At 63.2% G+C, this 19933-nt stretch carries 20 protein-coding genes; 10 read left to right on the top strand and 10 right to left on the bottom strand.

Annotated elements, in window-relative coordinates; genetic code table 11:
- Positions 1-23 precede the first annotated feature (23 nt).
- The 3 genes from eno to K3555_RS07525 all read right to left on the bottom strand — a co-directional run bounded on the left by eno (position 24) and on the right by K3555_RS07525 (position 3002).
- A complete protein-coding gene (eno, locus tag K3555_RS07535; protein ID WP_259991592.1) occupies positions 24-1301 on the bottom strand; it encodes a phosphopyruvate hydratase in 1278 nt (425 codons plus the stop codon).
- 184 nt (positions 1302-1485) lie between these two features.
- Positions 1486-2385, bottom strand: a complete 900-nt coding sequence (locus tag K3555_RS07530) for a DMT family transporter (protein ID WP_260007999.1) — start codon at positions 2383-2385, stop codon at positions 1486-1488.
- 203 nt (positions 2386-2588) lie between these two features.
- On the bottom strand, positions 2589-3002 hold the full coding sequence (locus K3555_RS07525; protein WP_129371195.1) for a Fur family transcriptional regulator: 414 nt from the start codon (positions 3000-3002) through the stop codon (positions 2589-2591).
- A 350-nt stretch (positions 3003-3352) separates the two neighbouring features.
- On the opposite strand from K3555_RS07525, the gene K3555_RS07520 reads away from it, so the two are divergent.
- Entirely contained in the window at positions 3353-4672 is a 1320-nt protein-coding gene (locus K3555_RS07520) for a DEAD/DEAH box helicase (RefSeq protein WP_237454670.1), read from the top strand.
- 292 nt (positions 4673-4964) lie between these two features.
- On the opposite strand, the gene K3555_RS07515 is transcribed toward K3555_RS07520, so the two are convergent.
- Both K3555_RS07515 and K3555_RS07510 read right to left on the bottom strand, forming a co-directional pair.
- Positions 4965-5669 carry an endonuclease/exonuclease/phosphatase family protein gene (locus tag K3555_RS07515; protein WP_259991585.1) on the bottom strand — a complete coding sequence of 235 codons (705 nt, stop codon included), beginning with the start codon at positions 5667-5669 and terminating at the stop codon, positions 4965-4967.
- Positions 5670-5821: 152 nt separating this feature from the next.
- Complete coding sequence (locus K3555_RS07510; protein WP_260007998.1) at positions 5822-7240, bottom strand: YdiU family protein; 1419 nt, start codon at positions 7238-7240, stop codon at positions 5822-5824.
- A gap of 56 nt (positions 7241-7296) precedes the next feature.
- Between K3555_RS07510 and K3555_RS07505 the strand changes: the two genes are divergently transcribed.
- Together K3555_RS07505 and K3555_RS07500 are read left to right on the top strand one after the other, a co-directional pair.
- A complete protein-coding gene (locus tag K3555_RS07505) occupies positions 7297-7716 on the top strand; it encodes a cupin domain-containing protein (RefSeq protein ID WP_260007997.1) in 420 nt (139 codons plus the stop codon).
- Positions 7717-7761: 45 nt separating this feature from the next.
- A complete protein-coding gene (locus tag K3555_RS07500) occupies positions 7762-8664 on the top strand; it encodes a fatty acid desaturase (protein WP_260007996.1) in 903 nt (300 codons plus the stop codon).
- Positions 8665-8744: 80 nt separating this feature from the next.
- Here the strand turns inward: K3555_RS07500 and K3555_RS07495 are convergent, their stop codons facing one another.
- Positions 8745-9854 (bottom strand): anhydro-N-acetylmuramic acid kinase, encoded by a 1110-nt coding sequence (locus K3555_RS07495; protein WP_260007995.1) that lies wholly within the window; start codon positions 9852-9854, stop codon positions 8745-8747.
- 144 nt (positions 9855-9998) lie between these two features.
- Here K3555_RS07495 and tyrS point away from each other — a divergent pair, with 144 nt between their 5' ends.
- On the top strand, positions 9999-11255 hold the full coding sequence (gene tyrS / locus K3555_RS07490; protein WP_260007994.1) for a tyrosine--tRNA ligase: 1257 nt from the start codon (positions 9999-10001) through the stop codon (positions 11253-11255).
- A gap of 320 nt (positions 11256-11575) precedes the next feature.
- On the opposite strand, the gene K3555_RS07485 is transcribed toward tyrS, so the two are convergent.
- On the bottom strand, positions 11576-11713 hold the full coding sequence (locus tag K3555_RS07485) for a hypothetical protein (RefSeq protein WP_260007993.1): 138 nt from the start codon (positions 11711-11713) through the stop codon (positions 11576-11578).
- A 46-nt stretch (positions 11714-11759) separates the two neighbouring features.
- Here K3555_RS07485 and K3555_RS07480 point away from each other — a divergent pair, with 46 nt between their 5' ends.
- From K3555_RS07480 to K3555_RS07470, 3 genes are all read left to right on the top strand, one after another.
- Entirely contained in the window at positions 11760-12686 is a 927-nt protein-coding gene (locus K3555_RS07480) for a GNAT family N-acetyltransferase (protein ID WP_259998485.1), read from the top strand.
- Positions 12687-12775: 89 nt separating this feature from the next.
- Positions 12776-13531 (top strand): SDR family NAD(P)-dependent oxidoreductase, encoded by a 756-nt coding sequence (locus K3555_RS07475; RefSeq protein WP_260007992.1) that lies wholly within the window; start codon positions 12776-12778, stop codon positions 13529-13531.
- Positions 13532-13811: 280 nt separating this feature from the next.
- Positions 13812-14366 carry a sugar O-acetyltransferase gene (locus K3555_RS07470; protein ID WP_260007991.1) on the top strand — a complete coding sequence of 185 codons (555 nt, stop codon included), beginning with the start codon at positions 13812-13814 and terminating at the stop codon, positions 14364-14366.
- A 157-nt stretch (positions 14367-14523) separates the two neighbouring features.
- Here the strand turns inward: K3555_RS07470 and K3555_RS07465 are convergent, their stop codons facing one another.
- From K3555_RS07465 to K3555_RS07455, 3 genes are all read right to left on the bottom strand, one after another.
- Positions 14524-16308, bottom strand: coding sequence for an ABC-F family ATP-binding cassette domain-containing protein (locus tag K3555_RS07465; RefSeq protein ID WP_259999571.1), 1785 nt, complete (start codon positions 16306-16308; stop codon positions 14524-14526).
- A 93-nt stretch (positions 16309-16401) separates the two neighbouring features.
- Positions 16402-17145 carry a GNAT family N-acetyltransferase gene (locus K3555_RS07460; protein WP_260007990.1) on the bottom strand — a complete coding sequence of 248 codons (744 nt, stop codon included), beginning with the start codon at positions 17143-17145 and terminating at the stop codon, positions 16402-16404.
- An 85-nt stretch (positions 17146-17230) separates the two neighbouring features.
- Positions 17231-17704, bottom strand: a complete 474-nt coding sequence (locus K3555_RS07455; protein ID WP_259998478.1) for an outer membrane protein assembly factor BamE — start codon at positions 17702-17704, stop codon at positions 17231-17233.
- Between the two features lie 101 nt (positions 17705-17805).
- On the opposite strand from K3555_RS07455, the gene K3555_RS07450 reads away from it, so the two are divergent.
- The 3 genes from K3555_RS07450 to plsX all read left to right on the top strand — a co-directional run bounded on the left by K3555_RS07450 (position 17806) and on the right by plsX (position 19920).
- Positions 17806-18342, top strand: coding sequence for a DUF177 domain-containing protein (locus K3555_RS07450; protein WP_260007989.1), 537 nt, complete (start codon positions 17806-17808; stop codon positions 18340-18342).
- Positions 18343-18564: 222 nt separating this feature from the next.
- Complete coding sequence (gene rpmF, locus K3555_RS07445; protein WP_008558107.1) at positions 18565-18771, top strand: 50S ribosomal protein L32; 207 nt, start codon at positions 18565-18567, stop codon at positions 18769-18771.
- 36 nt (positions 18772-18807) lie between these two features.
- Positions 18808-19920, top strand: coding sequence for a phosphate acyltransferase PlsX (plsX, locus tag K3555_RS07440; RefSeq protein ID WP_260007988.1), 1113 nt, complete (start codon positions 18808-18810; stop codon positions 19918-19920).
- Positions 19921-19933: the final 13 nt, after the last annotated feature.

Below are 19933 nucleotides of genomic sequence, written 5' to 3'. Positions count from 1 at the left end.
AAACAATGATCAAGCAGCAGAAATCAGCGCTTCAGGATCGAACGGCCTGCGTATTCGGCCACTTCACCCAGCATTTCCTCGATGCGGATCAGCTGGTTGTACTTGGCGAGCCGGTCAGAGCGCGCCAGCGAGCCGGTCTTGATCTGGCCGCAGTTGGTGGCAACCGCCAGGTCGGCGATGGTCGCGTCCTCGGTCTCGCCCGAGCGGTGCGACATCACGTTGGTGTAGCGCGCGCGGTGGGCCATATCGACCGCTTTCAGGGTCTCAGTCAGGGTGCCGATCTGGTTCACTTTCACCAGCATCGAGTTGGCGCAGCCGCGCTCGATGCCCTCGGCCAGGCGCGCCGGGTTGGTCACGAACAGATCGTCGCCCACCAGCTGCACCTTATCGCCGATCTCCTGGGTCAGGGCCTTCCAGCCGTCCCAGTCATCTTCGCCCATTCCGTCCTCGATCGAGATGATCGGATAGTCGTTCACCAGCGCCGCCAGATAGGCCACGTTTTCCTCCGACGACAGGGTCTTGCCCTCGCCGGACAGCACGTATTTGCCATCCTTGTAGTACTCGGTCGCTGCACAATCGAGCGCCAGGTGGATTTCCTCGCCCGGCTTGTAACCCGCCTTTTCGATGGATTTCAGAACAAAATCCAGCGCTTCGCGGGTAGAGGCGATGTTGGGGGCAAAGCCGCCCTCGTCGCCGATCCCGGTCGAAAGGCCCGCCGCTGACAGCTCTTTCTTCAGGGTGTGAAACACTTCGGACCCCATGCGCACCGCGTCGCGGATGTTCTCCGCAGCCACCGGCATGATCATGAATTCCTGAATGTCGATCGGGTTGTCGGCATGCTCGCCGCCGTTGATGATATTCATCATCGGCACCGGCAGCACCCGCGCCGAGGTGCCGCCGATATAGCGGTACAGCGGCTGGGTGGTGAAATCGGCTGCCGCCTTGGCCACCGCCATCGACACGCCCAGGATCGCGTTGGCGCCCAGGCGGGCTTTGTTCTCGGTGCCGTCCAGCTCAATCATCGCCATGTCCACGGCGACCTGCTCACAGGCGTCAAAGCCGACCAGCTCTTCAGCGATCTCGCCGTTCACTGCCGCAACCGCTTCCAGCACACCCTTGCCCATGTAACGGGATTTGTCGCCGTCGCGTTTTTCCACCGCCTCATAGGCGCCGGTCGAGGCACCCGAGGGCACTGCAGCACGGCCCATGGTGCCGTCTTCCAGGATCACGTCGACCTCAACCGTCGGGTTGCCCCGGCTGTCGAGAATCTCACGGGCGTGAATGTCGATAATGGTGCTCATCTGTCCATCCTTGGTTTGGCCTGAAAGCGGCGCGTTCTGTTGCCAGCGTCATACCAGCCGCGACGGAAATGTAAACCGGTCACGTTATCGCTAACACGCGTAAAAGCGGCGGTTTAGGGCTAACATTGCGCTGTTTGCGCCAACAGGGTTGAACAATTGCACGCCGTGCTGCCGGCCTGAGACCTCAGGCCGCAGCAGCAGCAGCAGCCGCGCGCCGCGCCCGCCGGGCCAGCCGCTGCTCCCGGACAAAGGTATAAAGACCGGATGCGATAATCAGCGCCGACCCTGCCAGGGTCAGCGTATCGGGGCGCTCGCCAAAGACAATAACGCCTGCAAGGATCGAAAACAGCAGCCTTGTATAGCGGAACGGCGTCACCGCCGAGGCATCGCCAACCCGCATCGCCGTCACGATGCCGTAATAGCCCAGCACCCCGAACAGCACACCGCCGGCCATCATCATCCACTCGCTACCCGCCAGCGCCTGCGCATCGCCCGGCGTGAAAATCAGCAGCAGAGCGCCAGCCGGGATGACTGCCATAAACGCCTGAAAACTCAATACTGTTGATGGCACCCCGGCGTCCATTGTGCGGGTCATCAGATCGCGCGCCGCGACCCCCAGCACTGCCACCACAACCAGCAGTGCGGCCGGTTCAAACCCGTCCAATCCGGGCCGGATAATCAGCAGAACACCAGTAAAGCCCACGCAGATCGCCAGCCAGCGCCGCCAGCCCACGTCCTCTTTCAGAAACAGCGCCGCGCCCATGGTGATCACCAAAGGCGTTGCCTGAAACACCGCGGCCACGGTCGAGATATCCACCAGCGCCAAAGCCGAGGCAAACCCCATAGCCGACACCGCTTCCATGGCAGCCCGCATCACCGGTTTTTTGCGCCAGGCCCGCGCCGCCATCAGCCGGTGCCCTTGCATCTTGGCCATGACGGCAAAGACAAGCCCGCTGCCCAGCCCCAGGAATATCAGGATCTGGCCCACCGGCAGGGTGCCCGACAGACTCTTGATGAACATGTCTTCAAGCGTGAAAAAACCCATCGAAGCAATGACCAGCAGAATACCATGCAGGTTGTTCATAAGCGCGCGTCCTGTATCCCGGTCCGGCAGTGCGCCGGGCCATCCGGGCAAAGAACATCAGCGCCCCGGCGCAGGCAACTCCGTTTCCGACCCGGTATCATGACAAGACGTGAGCACACATATCAATTTCCGTGATGCGCCGTGCGGCCAAGACTACCGGCGCAACCGGAATTCTGCAGAAAACAATGGGGGCCGGACAGGTGCTACTCCGCCTTGCGCGGCACCCCGTACAGCTCCAGCTTATGCCCGCGCAGCTCATAGCCCAGCTTGCGGGCGATCCGCTCCTGCAGCTCCTCGATCTCGGGGTCGCAGAACTCAATCACCTCGCCGGTGTTCATATCGATCAGATGGTCGTGGTGATCCCGCTCGGCATCTTCATAACGCGCGCGCCCGTCGCCGAACTCCAGCCGCTCCAGAATGCCCGCCTCCTCGAACAGCTTCACCGTGCGATAGACGGTCGCAATAGAGATCGCCGCATCCATCGCACTGGCGCGGGCATACAGCTCCTCTACATCCGGGTGATCGCCGCTGTCCTGCAGCACCTGGGCAATCACCCGGCGCTGGCCGGTCATGCGCAGCCCCTTGGCTTCGCAACGGGCGATAATCGGCTTTGGCATCGAAGGTCCTCGCGGTTTTCTGGCTTTCCTCTTTAGCGGATGCAATCTGCGCCGAAAACAGGCTTTTCGCCGGCATCAACGGTTGACAATGCGCTTATCCACAGCCATTTGACGCCCAGGCATCCCTCCCTGCCGCGTGAGCAGAGACCAAAACCGGCCGCACCGCATGTGCGTGACAAGACACCCGGGGTCAAGTGATATGCCGACATTCCCAAAATCACGCGTGGGGATTGCAGAGGCCAGCGGCCTGGCATCCGGCCAGCGCGCGCCCGAGGTCCCTGCCCCGCAAGAAACCGCTGTTTTGCAGCGGATCCGGCCCGTGCTGACGCAGGGCTGTGAAAGGACGATACGTGACTGAATTTTCGACCATGGGGCTTCCTGAAAAGCTCCTCACCCGGCTCCAGGACCTGGGCCTCAATGATCCCACCCCGATCCAGGCCCGCGCTATTCCGCATGCCTTGAACGGTCAGGACGTGCTGGGCCTGGCCCAGACCGGCACCGGCAAGACCGCCGCCTTTGGCGTGCCGCTGATTGCGCAGATGATGCAATACGGCCGCAAGCCCGCCGCCAACACCGTTCGCGGCCTGGTGCTGGCGCCGACCCGCGAATTGGCCAACCAGATCGCCGCGACCCTTAAGGGCCTGACCGAAAACACCCCGATGAAGGTCGGCCTGGTTGTCGGCGGCGTGTCCATCAACCCGCAGATCTCCCGCATTGCCAAGGGCACCGACATCCTGGTCGCCACTCCTGGCCGCCTTATCGACATCCTCGACCGCGGCGCGCTGGATCTGGGTTCCTGCGACTTCCTGGTGCTGGACGAGGCCGACCAGATGCTCGACCTCGGCTTTATCCACACCCTGCGCAAGATCGCGGCCCTGCTGCCGGCCGAACGCCAGACCATGCTGTTCTCGGCCACCATGCCCAAGCAGATGAACGAGATCGCCAACTCCTACTTGCAAAGCCCGGTCCGCATCGAAGTCTCGCCTCCGGGCAAAGCCGCCGACAAGGTCACCCAGTCGGTGCATTTCATCGCCAAGGCGGAAAAGCTAAGCCTGCTGAAAGAGCTGCTTGCCGACCACAAGGACGAGCGCGCACTGGTCTTCGGCCGCACCAAACACGGCATGGAAAAGCTGATGAAAGTGCTGGACAAAGCAGGCTTTGCCGCCGCGGCTATTCACGGCAACAAATCCCAGGGCCAGCGCGAGCGCGCCCTTGCCGCCTTTAAGTCCGGCGACATCAAGGTTCTGGTCGCCACCGATGTGGCCGCCCGCGGGTTGGACATCCCGGACGTGAAACACGTCTACAACTACGAGCTGCCCAATGTGCCGGACGCCTATGTGCACCGCATTGGCCGCACCGCGCGCGCAGGCAAGGATGGCGCTGCGATTGCATTTTGCTCGCCGGATGAAATGGAAGAACTGAAGGCGATCCAGAAGGTGATGAAAACCACCATCCCTGTCGCCTCGGGCCGCGCCTGGGAGGCTTTGCCGGATCCGGCGGCGGCTGGTAAACCCGGCGGCCGTCCTGGCGCACGCCGCGGCGGCGGCGGTTTCGGCGGCGGCAAACCCGGCGGCCAGCGCCGCCGCGGCGGCGGTGGCTCGGGTGGCCAAGGCAAGCCCCAGGGCGCAAGCAACGGCCAGCGCGGCGGCCAAAAACAGCGCGCGCGCTAAGCCTGCCCGCGCAGCTCCGGGTCAAGGACGGTACTGCCGCAGCGCGTCAGCGCTGTTCATCCTTGCCCCGGAACAGCAAAGCATCCGCCACACTCAAACAGCCATCTTCAGGGGCAAACTCTGCCCCTGAAGCAGTTCCCTGCAGCAGAAACCTGCAGGAAACTGTCCGGGGGACAGTTCCGGCTGCAAACATCCGCCCCCTCCTTGCGTTGCGCAGCAACGCCCGGCCCAAGGCCGCCAAGGGGCTTCAGGCACAGCCTGACGCACCTGCGGGCGCGGGAGCGCTCCCGCTTCACACCGCCTGCAAATCCGCCCAGACCGGCAAATGGTCCGAGGCAATATGCGCAGGCCGTGCCCCATGCACCCCATGCGCAACGGCTTTCAACCGCTTGCAATACGCAATCCGATCCAGTGCCCCCAGGGGCCGCAGCGCCGGAAAGCTCGCCTTGGGCGGCAGGAAAGTCAGCGCCGGAGTGATATGCTCCAGCACCGCCCCCCGCGACCACTCATTGAAATCCCCCGCCAGCACCACCGCGCTGTCCTCGCGCTTTGCCGCATGGGCCAAGGCACGCATCTGTTCACGCCGCGCCCGTCCCGTCAGCCCCAGATGCGCGCCAATCACCCGCACCGGCCCCAAAACCGTCTTCAGCTGAACCCAGACCGCGCCGCGCGGCTCCAGCCCCGGCAAAACGATATGGCCTTTGGCCTGCAACTGCGCGCCATTCCGGAACAGCACCGCATTGCCGTGCCAGCCCAGGGATCCCGCGCCGCCCAGGTCCGCCGCCTGCCAGCCGGTTTCCGCGACCAGAAAATGCGGCAGCGCCGCGGGCCGCGGCGGCAGGCGCTTGTCGGCCTCCTGCAGCACCACCACGTCCGCAGCCAGTCCGGCGATCACCTGCAAGATGCGCTCAGGCCGGCGGCGCAAGTCCAGGCCGATACATTTCTGAATATTGTATGTGGCAACCCGCAGCGTATCCTGCGGCGGTTGATTGGGCATCCGGTGCCTCCAGGCTTGTCCGGAGTTTGGCGCAGGACACATCTGAAACACAACCGTCATCCCGCCGCAGGCGTGGCCGGGGGCTGCCCGCCCCCTCTTGAGCCTGCGGCTCAATTCACCCCCGGGAGTATTTGAAACCAGAAAGAAGCAGATCAGGTTCCGCAGAAAGTCGCCTGCACCACTTCCTCCGGCGCTGGCGGGCGCTGCAGGTCTGTGTGTTCCGGCTGGTCCGCATAAGGGCTGGCCAGAACTGCGTTCAGCCGGTGAAACAGCGCATAGTCTCCCGCCACGGCGCCCGCGATCATCTCTTCGATGCGGTGGTTGCGCGGGATGAAGGCCGGGTTGGCGGCCCGCATCACCGCTTGCGGGTCCGGCTCATCCGCCAGCCGCGCCTGCCAGCCTTCGGCCCAGCTGTCATATGCCGCCGGATCGGTGAATTGATCGCGCGCCGTGCCCGCCGCCAGCGCCCTGAAACTGTTGGTGAAATCGCTTTGGTTTTCCGCCATCCGCTCCAACAGGCCCGTGACCAGCTCAAGATCATTTTCCTGCGCCGAGGTGATCCCCAGTTTGTCCCGGAACCGGGTCAGCCAGGCGTCCTCGGTCAGCTGCGGCATCGCATGAACGATTTCGGTCGCCTCTTCGACGCTTGCCTGCGGGTCGTCCAGCTGCTGGATCAGCGCGGTGGCCAGCTGCGCCAGGTTCCACACTGCAATATTGGGCTGGTTGGCATAGGCATAACGCCGCCCGCGGTCGATTGACGAGAACACGGTGTGCGGATGGTAGGCATCCATGAAGGCGCAAGGGCCATAATCGATTGTCTCGCCCGAGATCGCGGAATTGTCAGTATTCATCACCCCGTGGATAAAGCCCACGCCCATCCAGGCCGCAATCAGCTTGGCCTGCGCATCGCGCACCGCACGCAGCAGGCCCATGGGACCATCCGCAGTTGGGTAATGACGGGCAATCGCATAGTCCGTAAGCTGCCGAAGGCTGTGTTTGTCGCCGCGCGCCGCGAAGATCTGAAACGTCCCCACCCGCAAATGGCTGGAGGCCACCCGGGTCAGCACCGCACCGGGCAAACCGCCCTCGCGCCAGACAGTCTCGCCCGTCTCAACCGCCGCCAGCGCGCGCGTGGTTGGGATGCCAAGCGCATGCATCGCCTCGCTCACCACAAATTCCCGCAGCACCGGGCCCAGCCAGGCACGGCCATCGCCGCTGCGGGAATAGGGCGTGCGCCCGGAGCCTTTCAGCTGGATATCCCGGCGCTTACCGTCGGTTCCCACCGTCTCGCCCAGCAGGATTGCCCGCCCATCTCCAAGCTGCGGATTATAAGTGCCGAACTGGTGCCCGGAATAAAGCTGCGCCAGCGGGTCCGCCCCCTCCGGCACTTTGTTGCCACCAAAGACCGCCGCCATCTCTGCCGCCTCACCCGGGCTTATGCCCATCACCCGGGCCAGATCCTCGTTGAAGGCAATCAGCCTCGGCGTCTTCACCGCCTGCGGCGCCAGTTTGGAGTAGAACTGCCCCGGCAGGGCAGCATATGTGTTATCAAAGGGGAACGTGAATGCCATAGCCCAAACATATGCTTGGTATACAGATTTACCAGCGCCAAAAGGGAGAGCCTGCAGTGACGGCAGATCAGATCATCGAACATTTGGGCTTGCAGCGGCACCCCGAGGGCGGATGGTACCGGGAAACCTGGCGGGCCGGGAATGAAGGCCGCCCCGCAGGCACCTGTATTTACTTTCTTTTAAAGGACGGCGAAAACAGCCATTGGCACCGGGTCGATGCAACGGAGATCTGGCTTTTCCACGCCGGCGCACCGCTAGTGCTGTCGGTGGCGGAGACAAGGGAAGGCCCGGCACAAGACCACATACTGACCCCTGATCTGACCAAAGGCGCGCCGCAGCAGATCGTGCCCAAAGGTCACTGGCAGGCGGCCCGCACAACCGGGGACTGCACATTGGTAAGCTGCACCGTCTCGCCCGGGTTCCAGTTCGAAGGATTCGAACTTGCTGCGCCTGGCTTTGACATCCCGCGTGGCTGACCCCGTCTCTTGCAGCGAATCAGAAGACTGGACAAAACTGTCCATATGCCTGCACCTATGGACCACACCACCCTTATCAAGTCGCTGCCGCCGGAGACCAAAGCGTCCTTGACCACCCGTTCCGATGCTGCGGGACTGCAGCATCTTGCGCTGTACCTTGCCGCATTGGCTGTCTGCACCACGGGCCTTGTGCTGCAAGTGCCCTTCTGGCCGCTTCTGCTGCTGCCGCAGGGGGTGCTGCTGGTCTTCCTGTTCACCCTCAGCCACGAATGCACCCACCAGACCCCGTTCCGCAGCAAGTGGCTGAACGAGGCCGCAGGCCATGTCTGCGCCCTGGCCATGGCGCTGCCTTTTGTTTGGTTCCGCTACTTTCACCTGGCGCATCACAAGTTCACCAACGACCCCGAACGCGACCCCGAGCTGGAACAAGGACCGCGCCCGGAGACCCTTCCCCAATGGCTGAAATACCTCAGCGGCTGGGGCTATTGGCGCGGTATGGCGGGGACCCTCTGGCGCAACGCCTTTGGCACCATTGATGCGCCGTACCTGCCGGAACGCCGCCACGCCCACATGCGGCTGGAGGCGCGGGTGCTGTTAATCGTCTACACAGCCGCCCTGCTGACCCTGCTGGTGTCACCACTGGTTTTGCGGTTGTGGCTTGTGCCGCTGCTGATCGGCCAGCCGTTCCTGCGCGCCTATCTGTTGGCAGAACACGGGCTCTGCCCGCCAGTTGCCAACATGCTGGAGAACTCCCGCACCACCTTCACCAACCGGTTGGTACGCTTACTGGCCTGGAACATGCCTTATCATGCCGAGCATCATGCTTTTCCGAATGTGCCTTTCTACCAGCTGCCCGCTTTCCATGCCATCACACAGGCGCACCTGAAGTCGGCTTCGGGCGGGTATGCGGAGTTCACATCAGACTACCTCCGGCAGATTTCCCACTGACCGGCCGTCAAAGGCCGCACAAATTTCTTCAAAGAAATTTGACAAGAAACTTCGAAGTTTCTTGTCCCCGCGTCTCTATCTTACGCCCCCGGCACGCTCACCACCCCGCCGCCGACGCAGGCGCGCACACCAGTGGTGCCGGGGCAGGATGTCGCCATCCCCCGCGCCACCCGCACCGCCAGATGGGCAAAGGCCTGCGCCTCCAGCATGTCGCCGTCCAGGCCTGCGTCCTCGACAGGTTTCACCGCACAGTCCAGCGACACCCGCAGCATCTGCATCAGCACCGGGTTGCGCCGCCCGCCGCCAGTGACCAGCACCACCTCCGGCGGCTCCGGGCAATGCTCCATCCCCTGCGCCACCGAGGCTGCGCACATGGCGATCAAGGTCGCCGCGGCGTCCGAGTCATTCAACTCCTTCACCAACCCGACCATCTCGTCAAAATCGTTCCTATCCAGTGACTTGGGCGGCATTCTTGCAAAGTAAGGCTCGGCCAGAAACAGCTCCAAAGCACCGGTCTCCACGGTGCCGGAGCGCGCCACCTTGCCATCGGCGTCCCAGGGAATGCCCAGCCGCTCCTGCACCAGATCATTGACCGGCGCATTGGCCGGGCCGGTGTCAAACGCCAGCAGCGCGCCGGGTTCCTCGGCCCGCTCAAACCGCGGATCCACATAGGTAAGATTGCCAACCCCGCCCAGGTTCAGGAAACACAGCGGCCGTTCGGCGCCGATGTATTTGGCGCAGGCAAAGTGAAAGAACGGCGCCAGCGGCGCGCCCTCTCCGCCCATCGACACATCGTCAGAGCGGAAATCCCAGACCACCGGCTTGCCAAGACGTTCGGCCAGAGCCGCCCCATCGCCCACCTGCAGCGTACCCTGCAGCCGCGGCGCATGGGCCAGGGTCTGGCCGTGAAAGCCGATGATCTCCACGTCCTCGAACTCTGCCAGCGCCGCCGCATGGGCCGCATCGCAAACCCCGGCAGCCGCTTCAACCTCCGGCCCGGTCCATTTGCCCAGCCCCGCCCGCAGCACGCTGCGCTCGGCTTCGGTGTACTCGCGGTAACTGCTCTCGCCAAATCCGTGAATGCACGCGCCATCGGTCACCACCACGGCGGCATCCACCCCGTCCAGCGATGTGCCGCTCATCGCTCCCAGCGCCCGCACCGGGCCTGTTTTTGCTATGGCCCTGCTCATGGCCTACCCCCGTCCTTATGGCTCCGGGCCGTTCCGCCCGCTTGCGCCTGACTCTACAACGCTTAAATTGCCGGGAAAACAGGTTCCAACCGGCATCAATGCGATTTATAGGGCATGGTGCAAATTCATAGACCGAGGCATGTTATGACCTACACACCGAAATCGGATTTCGTCGCAGTCATGATGGAACGCGGGTTCCTCGCGGACTGCACCGATTATCAGGGGCTGGATGACGCCCTGATCAGCGGTGTGCGCCCGGCCTATATCGGCTTTGATGCGACTGCGAAGTCATTGCATGTCGGCTCGCTGATCCAGATCATGATGCTGCGCTGGTTCCAGAAGACCGGCCACCAGCCGATCACCCTGATGGGCGGCGGCACCACCAAGGTGGGTGACCCCTCTTTTCGCGCCGATGAACGCCCGTTGCTGACCGAGGCGCAGATCGACGACAATATCGCGGGCATCAAAAAGGTGTTCTCAGCCTACATCGACTATGACAGCGATGCGCCGAACAAGGCGCTGATGCTGAACAACGCCGAATGGCTGGACGGTCTGAACTATCTGGAATTCCTGCGCGACATCGGCCGCCACTTCTCGGTGAACCGGATGCTGGCGTTTGAAAGCGTGAAATCGCGCCTCGACCGCGAGCAATCTCTGTCGTTCCTCGAATTCAACTACATGATCCTGCAGGCCTATGACTTCATGGAGCTTAACAACCGCTACGGCTGCATCCTGCAGATGGGCGGCTCTGATCAATGGGGCAATATCGTCAATGGTATCGACCTCACCCGCCGCACCATCGAGCATGAGGTCTATGGCCTCACCTCGCCGCTGCTGACCACATCGGACGGCAAGAAGATGGGCAAATCGCAAGACGGCGCGGTCTGGCTGAATGCCGAAATGCGCAGCCCATACGAGTTCTGGCAATTCTGGCGCAACACCACCGACGCCGACGTGGGCCGCTTCCTGAAGCTTTATACCGAGCTGCCGGTTGATGAGTGCGAGCGCCTGGGCGCGCTGGCAGGGTCCGAGGTCAACGCCGCCAAGGTGATCCTGGCGAATGAGGTGACCACGCTGCTGCACGGTGCCGGGGCCGCCGCTGCGGCCGAAGCCACCGCCCGCGAAGTGTTTGAGAAGGGCGGAGTGGGCGACGACCTCCCGACCCTGTCGCTCACTCCGGCGGATCTGGGTGACGGGATTTCCATTGTGCAGCTGATCGTGAAATCCGGCCTCGCCAAATCCGGCAAGGACGCCAAACGGCTGATTTCCGAGAACGGTGCCAAAATCGACGACCAGCCGCTGACCGATGCCGGCCTGATGATCGACGCAGGCGCGCTGTCCTCGCCAATCAAACTGAGCGCCGGCAAAAAGCGCCACGCGCTGGTGCGGCTGGACGGCTGAACAGGCCGGAAGTAACACAGTAAAGGGGAGCCGCCGCGCTCCCCTTTCTCTTTTGCAGCTTTCTTTTGCAGCAAGCCCTCCCGCCCATTCCGGCCCCATCCTAGATGGGCCGTCATGGTTGGGCATAGCGCCGCGCAGCCGCGCGGCGCGGTCGCGCTTCCTTTGAGACACACGCCAATACAGGCCAGCGCCGGGTCAAGGACGGCGCAGCCGCCGTGCGCAGCACGGTTTACCCTTGAGGCGGGGATGGCCAGGGTAAACTCAAACAGGCGCCTTGAGGGCAAACCTGCCCTTAAACGCCTCTCAGCAGTAATTCCTGCCTAGAATGCCAGCGCTTCCAGCAGCGTCAGCCCCAGAAACACCGGCACCGACAGCCCGATGGCAATCAGCAGTGCCGCTGCCTTGGTCATCCGCGGGGCGGCAGCCGCCTGCCCCATGATCAGTTTTGTTTGCTTCATGCGGAAAGTTAACCATGATTTAGGTTTCCAGCGCGTTAATGGCCCCATGTTCGACAGCGCCCCCGATCCCGATATGCCCGCAGCGGCAACCACCCGCCCGCAGCTCCGCGCGCTCCAGCAATCGCCGGAGTTTGCCCGTGCGCTGATGGCCTGCGGACAGGACCCGCTGATACTGGAAGACGCACAGAACCTGCTGGTCCTGCACCGCCGCCTGCCCGGCGGGCTGCGCCTGGCGATGGTGAACCGGGCGGATCTGAGCAACCCCGCCCCCCTGATGCCAGCCTTGCGCAGGCGCGGCCTGGGCCGCACCCCTCTGATCCTGTCGCCGGAAACACCGGCCCCGCAGCTCGCCCGCCTTGGTGCAGTACCGCTTGTCACCCCTGCGCATGCTGCGCTTTGGGATCTGACCGAAGATCCGGAGCAGCGCCGCGAAGCCCTGCACCAGAAATGGCGCAACCGGTTGAACCACGGCGAATCCCAGGGCCTGCGACTCACCCGCCAGAACCTGCCGCACGACCCGCGCCACTGGCTGTTTGCAGCCGATGCCAAACAGCAATCCGCCCGCGGCTACCGCAGCTGGCCCATCGCCCTCACCCTTGCCTATGCGCGTGAAAACAAGGGCCAGGCCAAACTGTTCCAGGCATTCGAGGGCAAAGACCCGGTCGCCGCCATCCTGATCCTCACCCATGGCAGCAGCGCCACCTACCACATCGCCCATACCACCGCGCGCGGCAAACAGCTCAGCGCCCATCCCCTGCTGATGTGGGAGGCCGCATGCTGGCTTGCCACCAAGGGCATCTGCCGCCTCGACCTTGGCCTGATCGACACAAGCCGCGCCGCTGGGCTTGCCCGGTTCAAACTCGGCACCGGCGCCAAGGCGCACCGCCTGGGCGGAACCTGGGGCCTTTGGCCGCCGTTGGGCCGCCTCTTACGTCCCCTGGCGCTGCTGGACCGGCAGCAAATGGGCGCCTGACCGCTCCGCGACGTCCCGTCCCGCTGGACAGATGCAGGCCGCCTCCATTATATGAACACACGTTCAGATAACCGGGAGGAGCCCCGTTCATGAAACTTGCAGACACCGCTGCCATTGTCACCGGCGCCGCCTCGGGCCTGGGCGAGGCCACCGCCCGCTACTTTGCCGACCAAGGCGCCCAGGTCACTATCCTGGACCGCGACGCCGACCGCGGCGCCATGGTGGCGCAAGAGATCGGCGGGCATTTCGCCCAAACCGACGTCACCAGCGAAGAATCAGTCTCCGCCGCCATCGCCCACGCGGCCGGGAAGATGGGCAAGATCACCGCTTGTGTGAACTGCGCCGGCATCGCCATCGGTGCCAAGACCGTCGGCAAGGACGGCGCGCATCCGCTGGACGCCTACAAGCGCACCATCGACATCAATCTGGTCGGCACCTTCAACGTGGCGCGCCTCGCTGCTGTGGAAATCGCCAAGAACACTCCTGACGCTGACGGCGCCCGCGGCGTGATCATCAACACAGCATCCATCGCAGCCTTTGACGGCCAAAAGGGCCAGGCCGCCTATGCCGCCTCCAAGGGCGGGGTCGCGGGCATGTGCCTGCCGATGGCACGTGATCTGGCCTCCTCCGGCATCCGGGTGATGACCATCGCGCCCGGCATCTTCATGACCCCGATGCTGGCAGGCCTGCCAGAGGAAGTGCAGCAGCAGCTGGCCGCCGACGTTCCGAACCCCGCCCGCCTGGGCGACCCGCGCGAATACGGCCGCCTTGCAGGCTTCATCGTCGAGATGGGCTACCTCAACGGAGAAGTCATCCGCATCGACGGCGCGCTGCGCATGCGCTGACGCCCAGCTGCTGAGGCCGGGTTAAGGGCCGCGCAAGCGGCGGCGCTTGCGCCGTTCACCCTTGACGCGGCCTCAGCAGGTCAAACACTCGAAATCGCGCCTTCAGGGCAAACTTGCCCCTGAAGCGCATCTCAGCAAAAACTTCTGCATTGCGCAGCAATGCCTGGCCCAAGGCCGCACAAAGGTGCTTGGCGCAGCCAAACACCTGCGGGCGCGGGAGCCACCCCGACATTTGACAATCCCAGCCTCCCGATCTTCACTCGCCGGTCAGGAGGCTTCGATGAGCAAGACCGAACGGCAGAAAATGCAGGCAGGCGAATGGTACTGTTGCCTGGACGGCGAACTCTCGGCGTTGCGCCATCAGGCCCGGATTGCGGTGCACCAGCACAACGCTGCACTTCCGGATTCGTCAGAAAACCTCAGCCCTCCGCTGGCCGCGCTCTTTGCGGCCCACGGCGAAAACTGCCTGGTTGAGGCGCCGTTTCATTGCGCCTATGGCATCAACATCACCCTGGGCTGCAACGTCTATCTGAACGCCGGCTGCACCATTCTGGACACCGCGCCGGTTATCATCGGCGACGGCGCCATGCTGGGGCCGAATGTGCAGATCTACTGCGCCCAGCACCACAAGGACAGGGCATTGCGGGCGCAAGGGCTGGAGATCGCCCGCCCCGTTACCCTGGGCACGGACGTCTGGATCGGCGGCGGTGCAATCCTCCTGCCGGGCGTCACCATCGGCGATGGCGCCATCGTCGGTGCCGGGGCAGTAGTGACCAGGGATGTGGCTGCAGGCGAAACGGTGACAGGCAACCCCGCCCGCCCCCGGCGCCTGTAATCAAGCCGGTCGTCAGACGGTTAAAGCAGCGCCCGCCGCCTTAACCCGCGCTTCATATTTCCTGATGAATTCCAAAGTATTATGGCAGGATCTTTGACCAAATGTTTCGCGTGCGAAACATTTGGTCAGCCTTACTGTCCTAACTGAAACAGTGGTCTCAGCCCTCGGCTTTTTCTTCCAGCAGCAGCCATTCTTCCTCAGCCGCCGCCAGCTTTTCCTGCCGCTCCACCAGCGCCTCGGTCGCTTTCTTGAACTTGACCGGCTCGCGGGTGAACAGCGCTGGATCCGCCATCAATTCCTGCAGTTTGCCAATCTCCGCTTCCAGCCGCTCAATCTCTCCCGGCAGCGCCTCCAGCCGGTGCTTTTCCTTAAAGCTCAGCCCGTCCTTGGGCTGGCTTTCCTGCTTGGGCTTCGGCTTCGCAATCTTCACCTTCTCAGACTTGTCCGCAACCTCCAGCGGCCCGCGCTGCGCCAGGTAGTCGCTCCATCCGCCGGCGTATGCCGTGGCCTTGCCGTCGCCTTCCATCGCAATGGTGGTGGTCGCCACCCGGTCCAGAAAATCCCGGTCGTGGCTCACCAGCAGCACGGTGCCGTCGTAGTTATCGAGCAGCTCCTGCAAGAGGTCCAGCGTCTCCACATCCAGGTCGTTGGTCGGTTCGTCCAAAACCAGCAGATTCGAGGACCGCGCCATCAGCCGCGCCAACAGCAGCCGCGCCTTCTCGCCGCCCGACAAGGACCGCACCGGGGCACGTGCCTGGGCTTCATCAAACAGAAACTCCTTCAGATAGCCCACTACATGTTTCGGCTGCCCGCGCACCATCACCTGATCCGCCTTGCCGGAAACCCCCAGCAGGGGATCCGCGGTCAGATTCTCCCACAGCGTCGCATTGCCATCCAATTGATCCCGCGTCTGATCAAACAGCGCCAGCTCCAGATTGGTGCCCAGCTTCACCGCCCCCGTATCCGGCTGTTCCAGCCCCAGCAGCATCTTCAACAGCGTGGTCTTGCCTGCGCCATTGGGTCCGACAAAAGCCACCCGGTCGCCGCGCTGCACCTTCAGCGAGAATTCCTGCACGATCTGCTTGCCGCCAAAGGCCTTGCCCAGCCCCTCGGCCTCAATCACTTTGCGGCCCGATTTCGGCCCCGAATCCAACGCCATCTCAGCCGCGCCCTGGCGCTTGATCTGGCTGCTGCGTTCGGATTTCAGATCCTGCAGCGCCCGCACCCGGCCCATGTTGCGCTTGCGGCGGGCGGAAATCCCCTCCACCGCCCAGCGGCTTTCGGATTTGATCAGCCGGTTCAGCTTGTGCCGCTGCTGGTCTTCTTCCTCCCACAGCTTGTCACGCCAGGCTTCAAACGCCTCAAACCCCTTTTCCTGCCGGCGCACCTCACCGCGGTCCACCCACAGCGTCGCCTTCGTCAGCGCCCGCAAAAACGCCCGGTCGTGGCTGATCAGCACAAAACCCGCGCGGGTCGCCTTCAGCTCGTTCTCCAGCCAGGTGATCGCCTCGATATCCAGGTGGTTGGTCGGCTCGTCCAGCAGCATCAGATCCGGCGCCTCGGCCATCAGCTTGGCCAGCGCTGCCCGGCGCCGTTCACCGCCGGATGCGGTTTCAACGGGACGCGCCGGATCGAACTTCAACCCTTCGCCCGCGCGCTCCACCTTGTACATCTCACCGGGATCCAGCGCGCTGGCGGCAAAATCGCCCAAGGTTGCAAAACCCGTCATCTGCGGATCCTGCTCCATGTAGCCCACCGATTTACCCGGCGGCACCACAATCGCGCCCTTATCCGCCTCAACAATCCCCGCCATCACCTTCATCAGCGTGGATTTCCCCGACCCGTTGCGGCCAACCAGGGCAACGCGGTCGCCGGGCTGAACCACCAGATCGAGATCGGAAAAAACCGGATCGCCCCCAAAGGTGAGGGAAATACCGGACATCTGCAAAAGAGGAATACGTGCCATGCCAGCCAGCTACCCCGGCGGCAGAATCGCGTCAACGCCGCTTCTTCATCTTTTCAAAAATACTCAAATTCACCCGGCCACCGCCCTGAGCAGCCGCTTGCGGGCAGCCGGAATGGCCCTGATCTCCAGCCCGGTGAACACATGCAGCGTGTTCATACAGGCATCGACCACCGCATGATCGCTGACCCAGCCACCCATCAGCAGATAGGTCCGCAGCAACGGCGGCATATGCAGCAGCGCCTTTTTCGCATCCGGCTTCCGCCGCAGCCTCGCAGCAAATCGGAACACATCCGGCGCCTTCACCTGCGGCCGCCAGCAAAGCGGTGCCAGATGCCGGTGCTTCAGCAGCGCAAAAGCGTCCAGATATTCTGCCGTAGAGTTACCGGCAAAGGACGAGCAGCCAAACAGCATTTGCACACCCCGGGCATCGACAAAGACGGTCACCGCGCCCCAGGCAACGCGCAGAATATCTGCATCCTGCTGATCCGGATGGACGCAAAACCGGCCCAGCTCCGCCATTCGGCCCTGGAACGCCTGCAATCCCTGCAAATCATAGAACTGCGCCGAATAGCTGCGCGGCAAGTCCGCTCCGCTTTCCAGCACCAGCAGCCGGAAGCAGCAGACCAGAGCACCGGTCCGCACCTCCTCCACCAGCACATGCGCGCAGGCCGCATCATAAGCGTCGCAATCGGTGCCGCCGGTACAAAAACACAGCGCGCGCAGCGCCTGCGCCGCTGCCACATCGGCCGGCCCCGCCGCCAGGCGGGCGCGGTAACATCCCTTGTGCAAAAGCACGCCCTGCTCCGCTGCCATCACGGCCTCCCCCTTCTCCGGCTCAGCCCTTAACATAAGCGCTGTGACAGCCCGGTGAAGCCCGCTGGACCGGCAGCCCCCAGCCTTACTGGTCCTGCAGGAACTGATCGGGACCGAAGTTGCCCAGGCTGCCCAACAGCTGGCGCAGGAACGTGTTGTCCTGCACGCTGGAACTGGTCACACGGCGTTCCAACGGCACCACTTTGCCGTCTTCCAGGCTGAACCGCTCAATCCCCTGCACCACCCCGGCGGTGTCAAAGCTGATCGCAACCAGATCGCGCGCCACCGGTTTCGGGGCTGCGGCGCCATAGTGGCGGAACCGGGTCGCGACGTAATAATAACCGCTGTCGTTCAGCACCCCGGTCGAGGACGGGATGCCGACGCTTTCGGCCACCGAATCCCGGGTGTCGATCCCCGGCACCACTTCGGCCAGCTGGTCCGGCGTGGGCACATACCCGTGCTTGCGGTAAACCGACGAACAGGCCGCCAGTGCCAGCCCCGCCGCGGCAAAAACCGCCCCGCGAATAACGGACTTAAAGTGAAATGCCTTAGCAACCATGACTGCCCCCCGGCCTTATGCCGCAATGCGCGGCTTGAATACGTCTTTGAACCCGATTACCTAATGACCGCTTCCGGTTCAAGAAACGAAAGTCCCCGATTATGTCTGACAGCACCGCACTGCGGGTGGCGGATCTGCCGCAAAACGCCCCGACCGCCTTTGAAATTATCCCGGATAAAGCAGATCTGGCCGCATTGGCGGCTGAGCTGAGGGTGAACACCCTGCGTAAGCTGCGCTTCACCGGCGAGATCAAGGCGCTTGGCAAACGCGACTGGCAGCTGACCGGATCTTTGGGGGCAACCGTAGTGCAGGATTGCGTGGTCACGCTTGAGCCGGTGACCACGCGGATTGAGGAGACCGTCCGCCTCACCTACCTGTCCCGCATGGAGATTCCGGACGAAGACGAGGCGGAAATGCCCGAAGATGACAGCACCGAACCGCTTGGCAGCCATATTGATCCGGGCGCCGTGATGGCCGAGGCCCTGGCGCTGCATATCCCCGTCTATCCGCGCAAAGACGGCGCTGAGCTGGGCGAAGCGGTCTATACCAAGCCCGGCACAGCGCCGATGCGCGACGAAGATGCCCGCCCCTTTGCCGGTCTTGGCGCGCTGCGCGGGCTGCTGAAAGATGAGGACTAAGCCGGAATTTCCGCGCTTGCGGAAATTGCATCTGGAACCGGCGGCAAAGCTGCCCTAAAAAACACCTTGCGCCGCCGGAGATTCGCAGTATTTTCGCGCGCTCATCGGAATTTTTGGTTGGACAATGCTTGGGCAGGCGCCTAAACGCACGTCAGACTGATCGAACAGAACGCAATCGCGCCGCGGGGATGGCCCCAAGGCCCAAAAGACAAAGGTTGAGACATGGCCGTCCAACAGAATAAAGTATCCAAATCGCGCCGCAACAACCGCCGCGCGCACGATGCACTGGTTGCTGCAAACCCGAACGAATGCGGCAACTGCGGCGAGCTGAAGCGCCCGCACCACGTATGCCCCTCCTGCGGCCATTACGACGACAAAGAAATCGTCGCAGCGGCTGACGAGATCGAGATCGACGAAGACGCGGCATAAGCCACGGACAGGATTTGATGCCAGGCAGGCTTTCGCATGACGGGTAAACCCGATCAAAATCAGGCAAAAGCCGGCCGCATCACCATTTCTGTTGACGCCATGGGCGGAGACGCCGGCCCCGCTGTTGTGGTGGCCGGTATCGCTATGTCGGCAGATAAGAATCCCGATATCGGCTTCATCCTTCACGGCCCCGCCGAACAGCTGAAACCGCTGGTCGCCAAAAAACGCATCCTTGAGGGCCGGGTTGAGATTCGCGATGTCCGCGACGTTGTCACCATGGAGGACAAACCCTCCCAGGTGATGCGCAACGGCAAGGGCACCTCGATGTGGTCGGCGCTGGATGCGGTCAAGAACGGCGAAGCGGGCGGCGCTGTATCCTGCGGCAACACCGGCGCGCTGATGGCGCTGTCGATGCTGCGTCTGCGCAAGCTGCCGGGCGTTAACCGCCCCGCCATTGCCATCCTGTGGCCGTCGCTGAATCCGCAGGGCTTCAACGTGATGCTGGATGTCGGCGCCGACGTGAAGGCGGACGCCGAGGATCTGCTGCAATATGCGCTGATGGGCACCTCCTACGTGCGCAATTCCATGGACATTGCCTGCCCGCGCGTCGGTCTGCTGAACGTGGGCACCGAAGAGCACAAGGGCAGTGCCGTGCTGAAAGAGGCCCATGCGCTGATTGCGGAGAACGCCGCACAGGCGAATTATGAATTCACCGGCTTTGTCGAAGGCAGCGATATTCCAGGTGATACCGCAGATGTGATCGTCACCGACGGCTTTACCGGAAATGTGGCGATCAAGACCGGCGAAGGCACCGCGCGGGTGATACGCACCGCCTTGCGGGAAGCCTTTGAATACTCGTTTTTGTCCAAGATTGCCGCCGTTCTGGCGATGACCTCTTTGAAAAGACTGTCCAAACGGATGGATCCGCGCCGGGTCAACGGCGGCGTGTTCCTGGGGCTCAATGGCACTGTGGTGAAATCCCACGGCGGCGCCGATGCCATGGGGGTTTCCGCTGCGGTCAAGCTGGCGTTCCGGCTGGCAGAGCATGGATTCGCCGAAAAGCTGGCAGCACGGGTTGCATCTGCCGGTGCGCATACCCAAGATGATACTGCCCCCCGCGAGACGCGGGCGGCCACCGAAAAAGATTAAAATAGGCAGGCAA

Source organism: Leisingera sp. M527, assembly GCF_025141525.1.
GTDB lineage: Bacteria > Pseudomonadota > Alphaproteobacteria > Rhodobacterales > Rhodobacteraceae > Leisingera.
The sequence above is the reverse complement of the archived record's forward strand: the minus strand, read 5'-3'. Positions and strand labels throughout refer to the sequence as shown.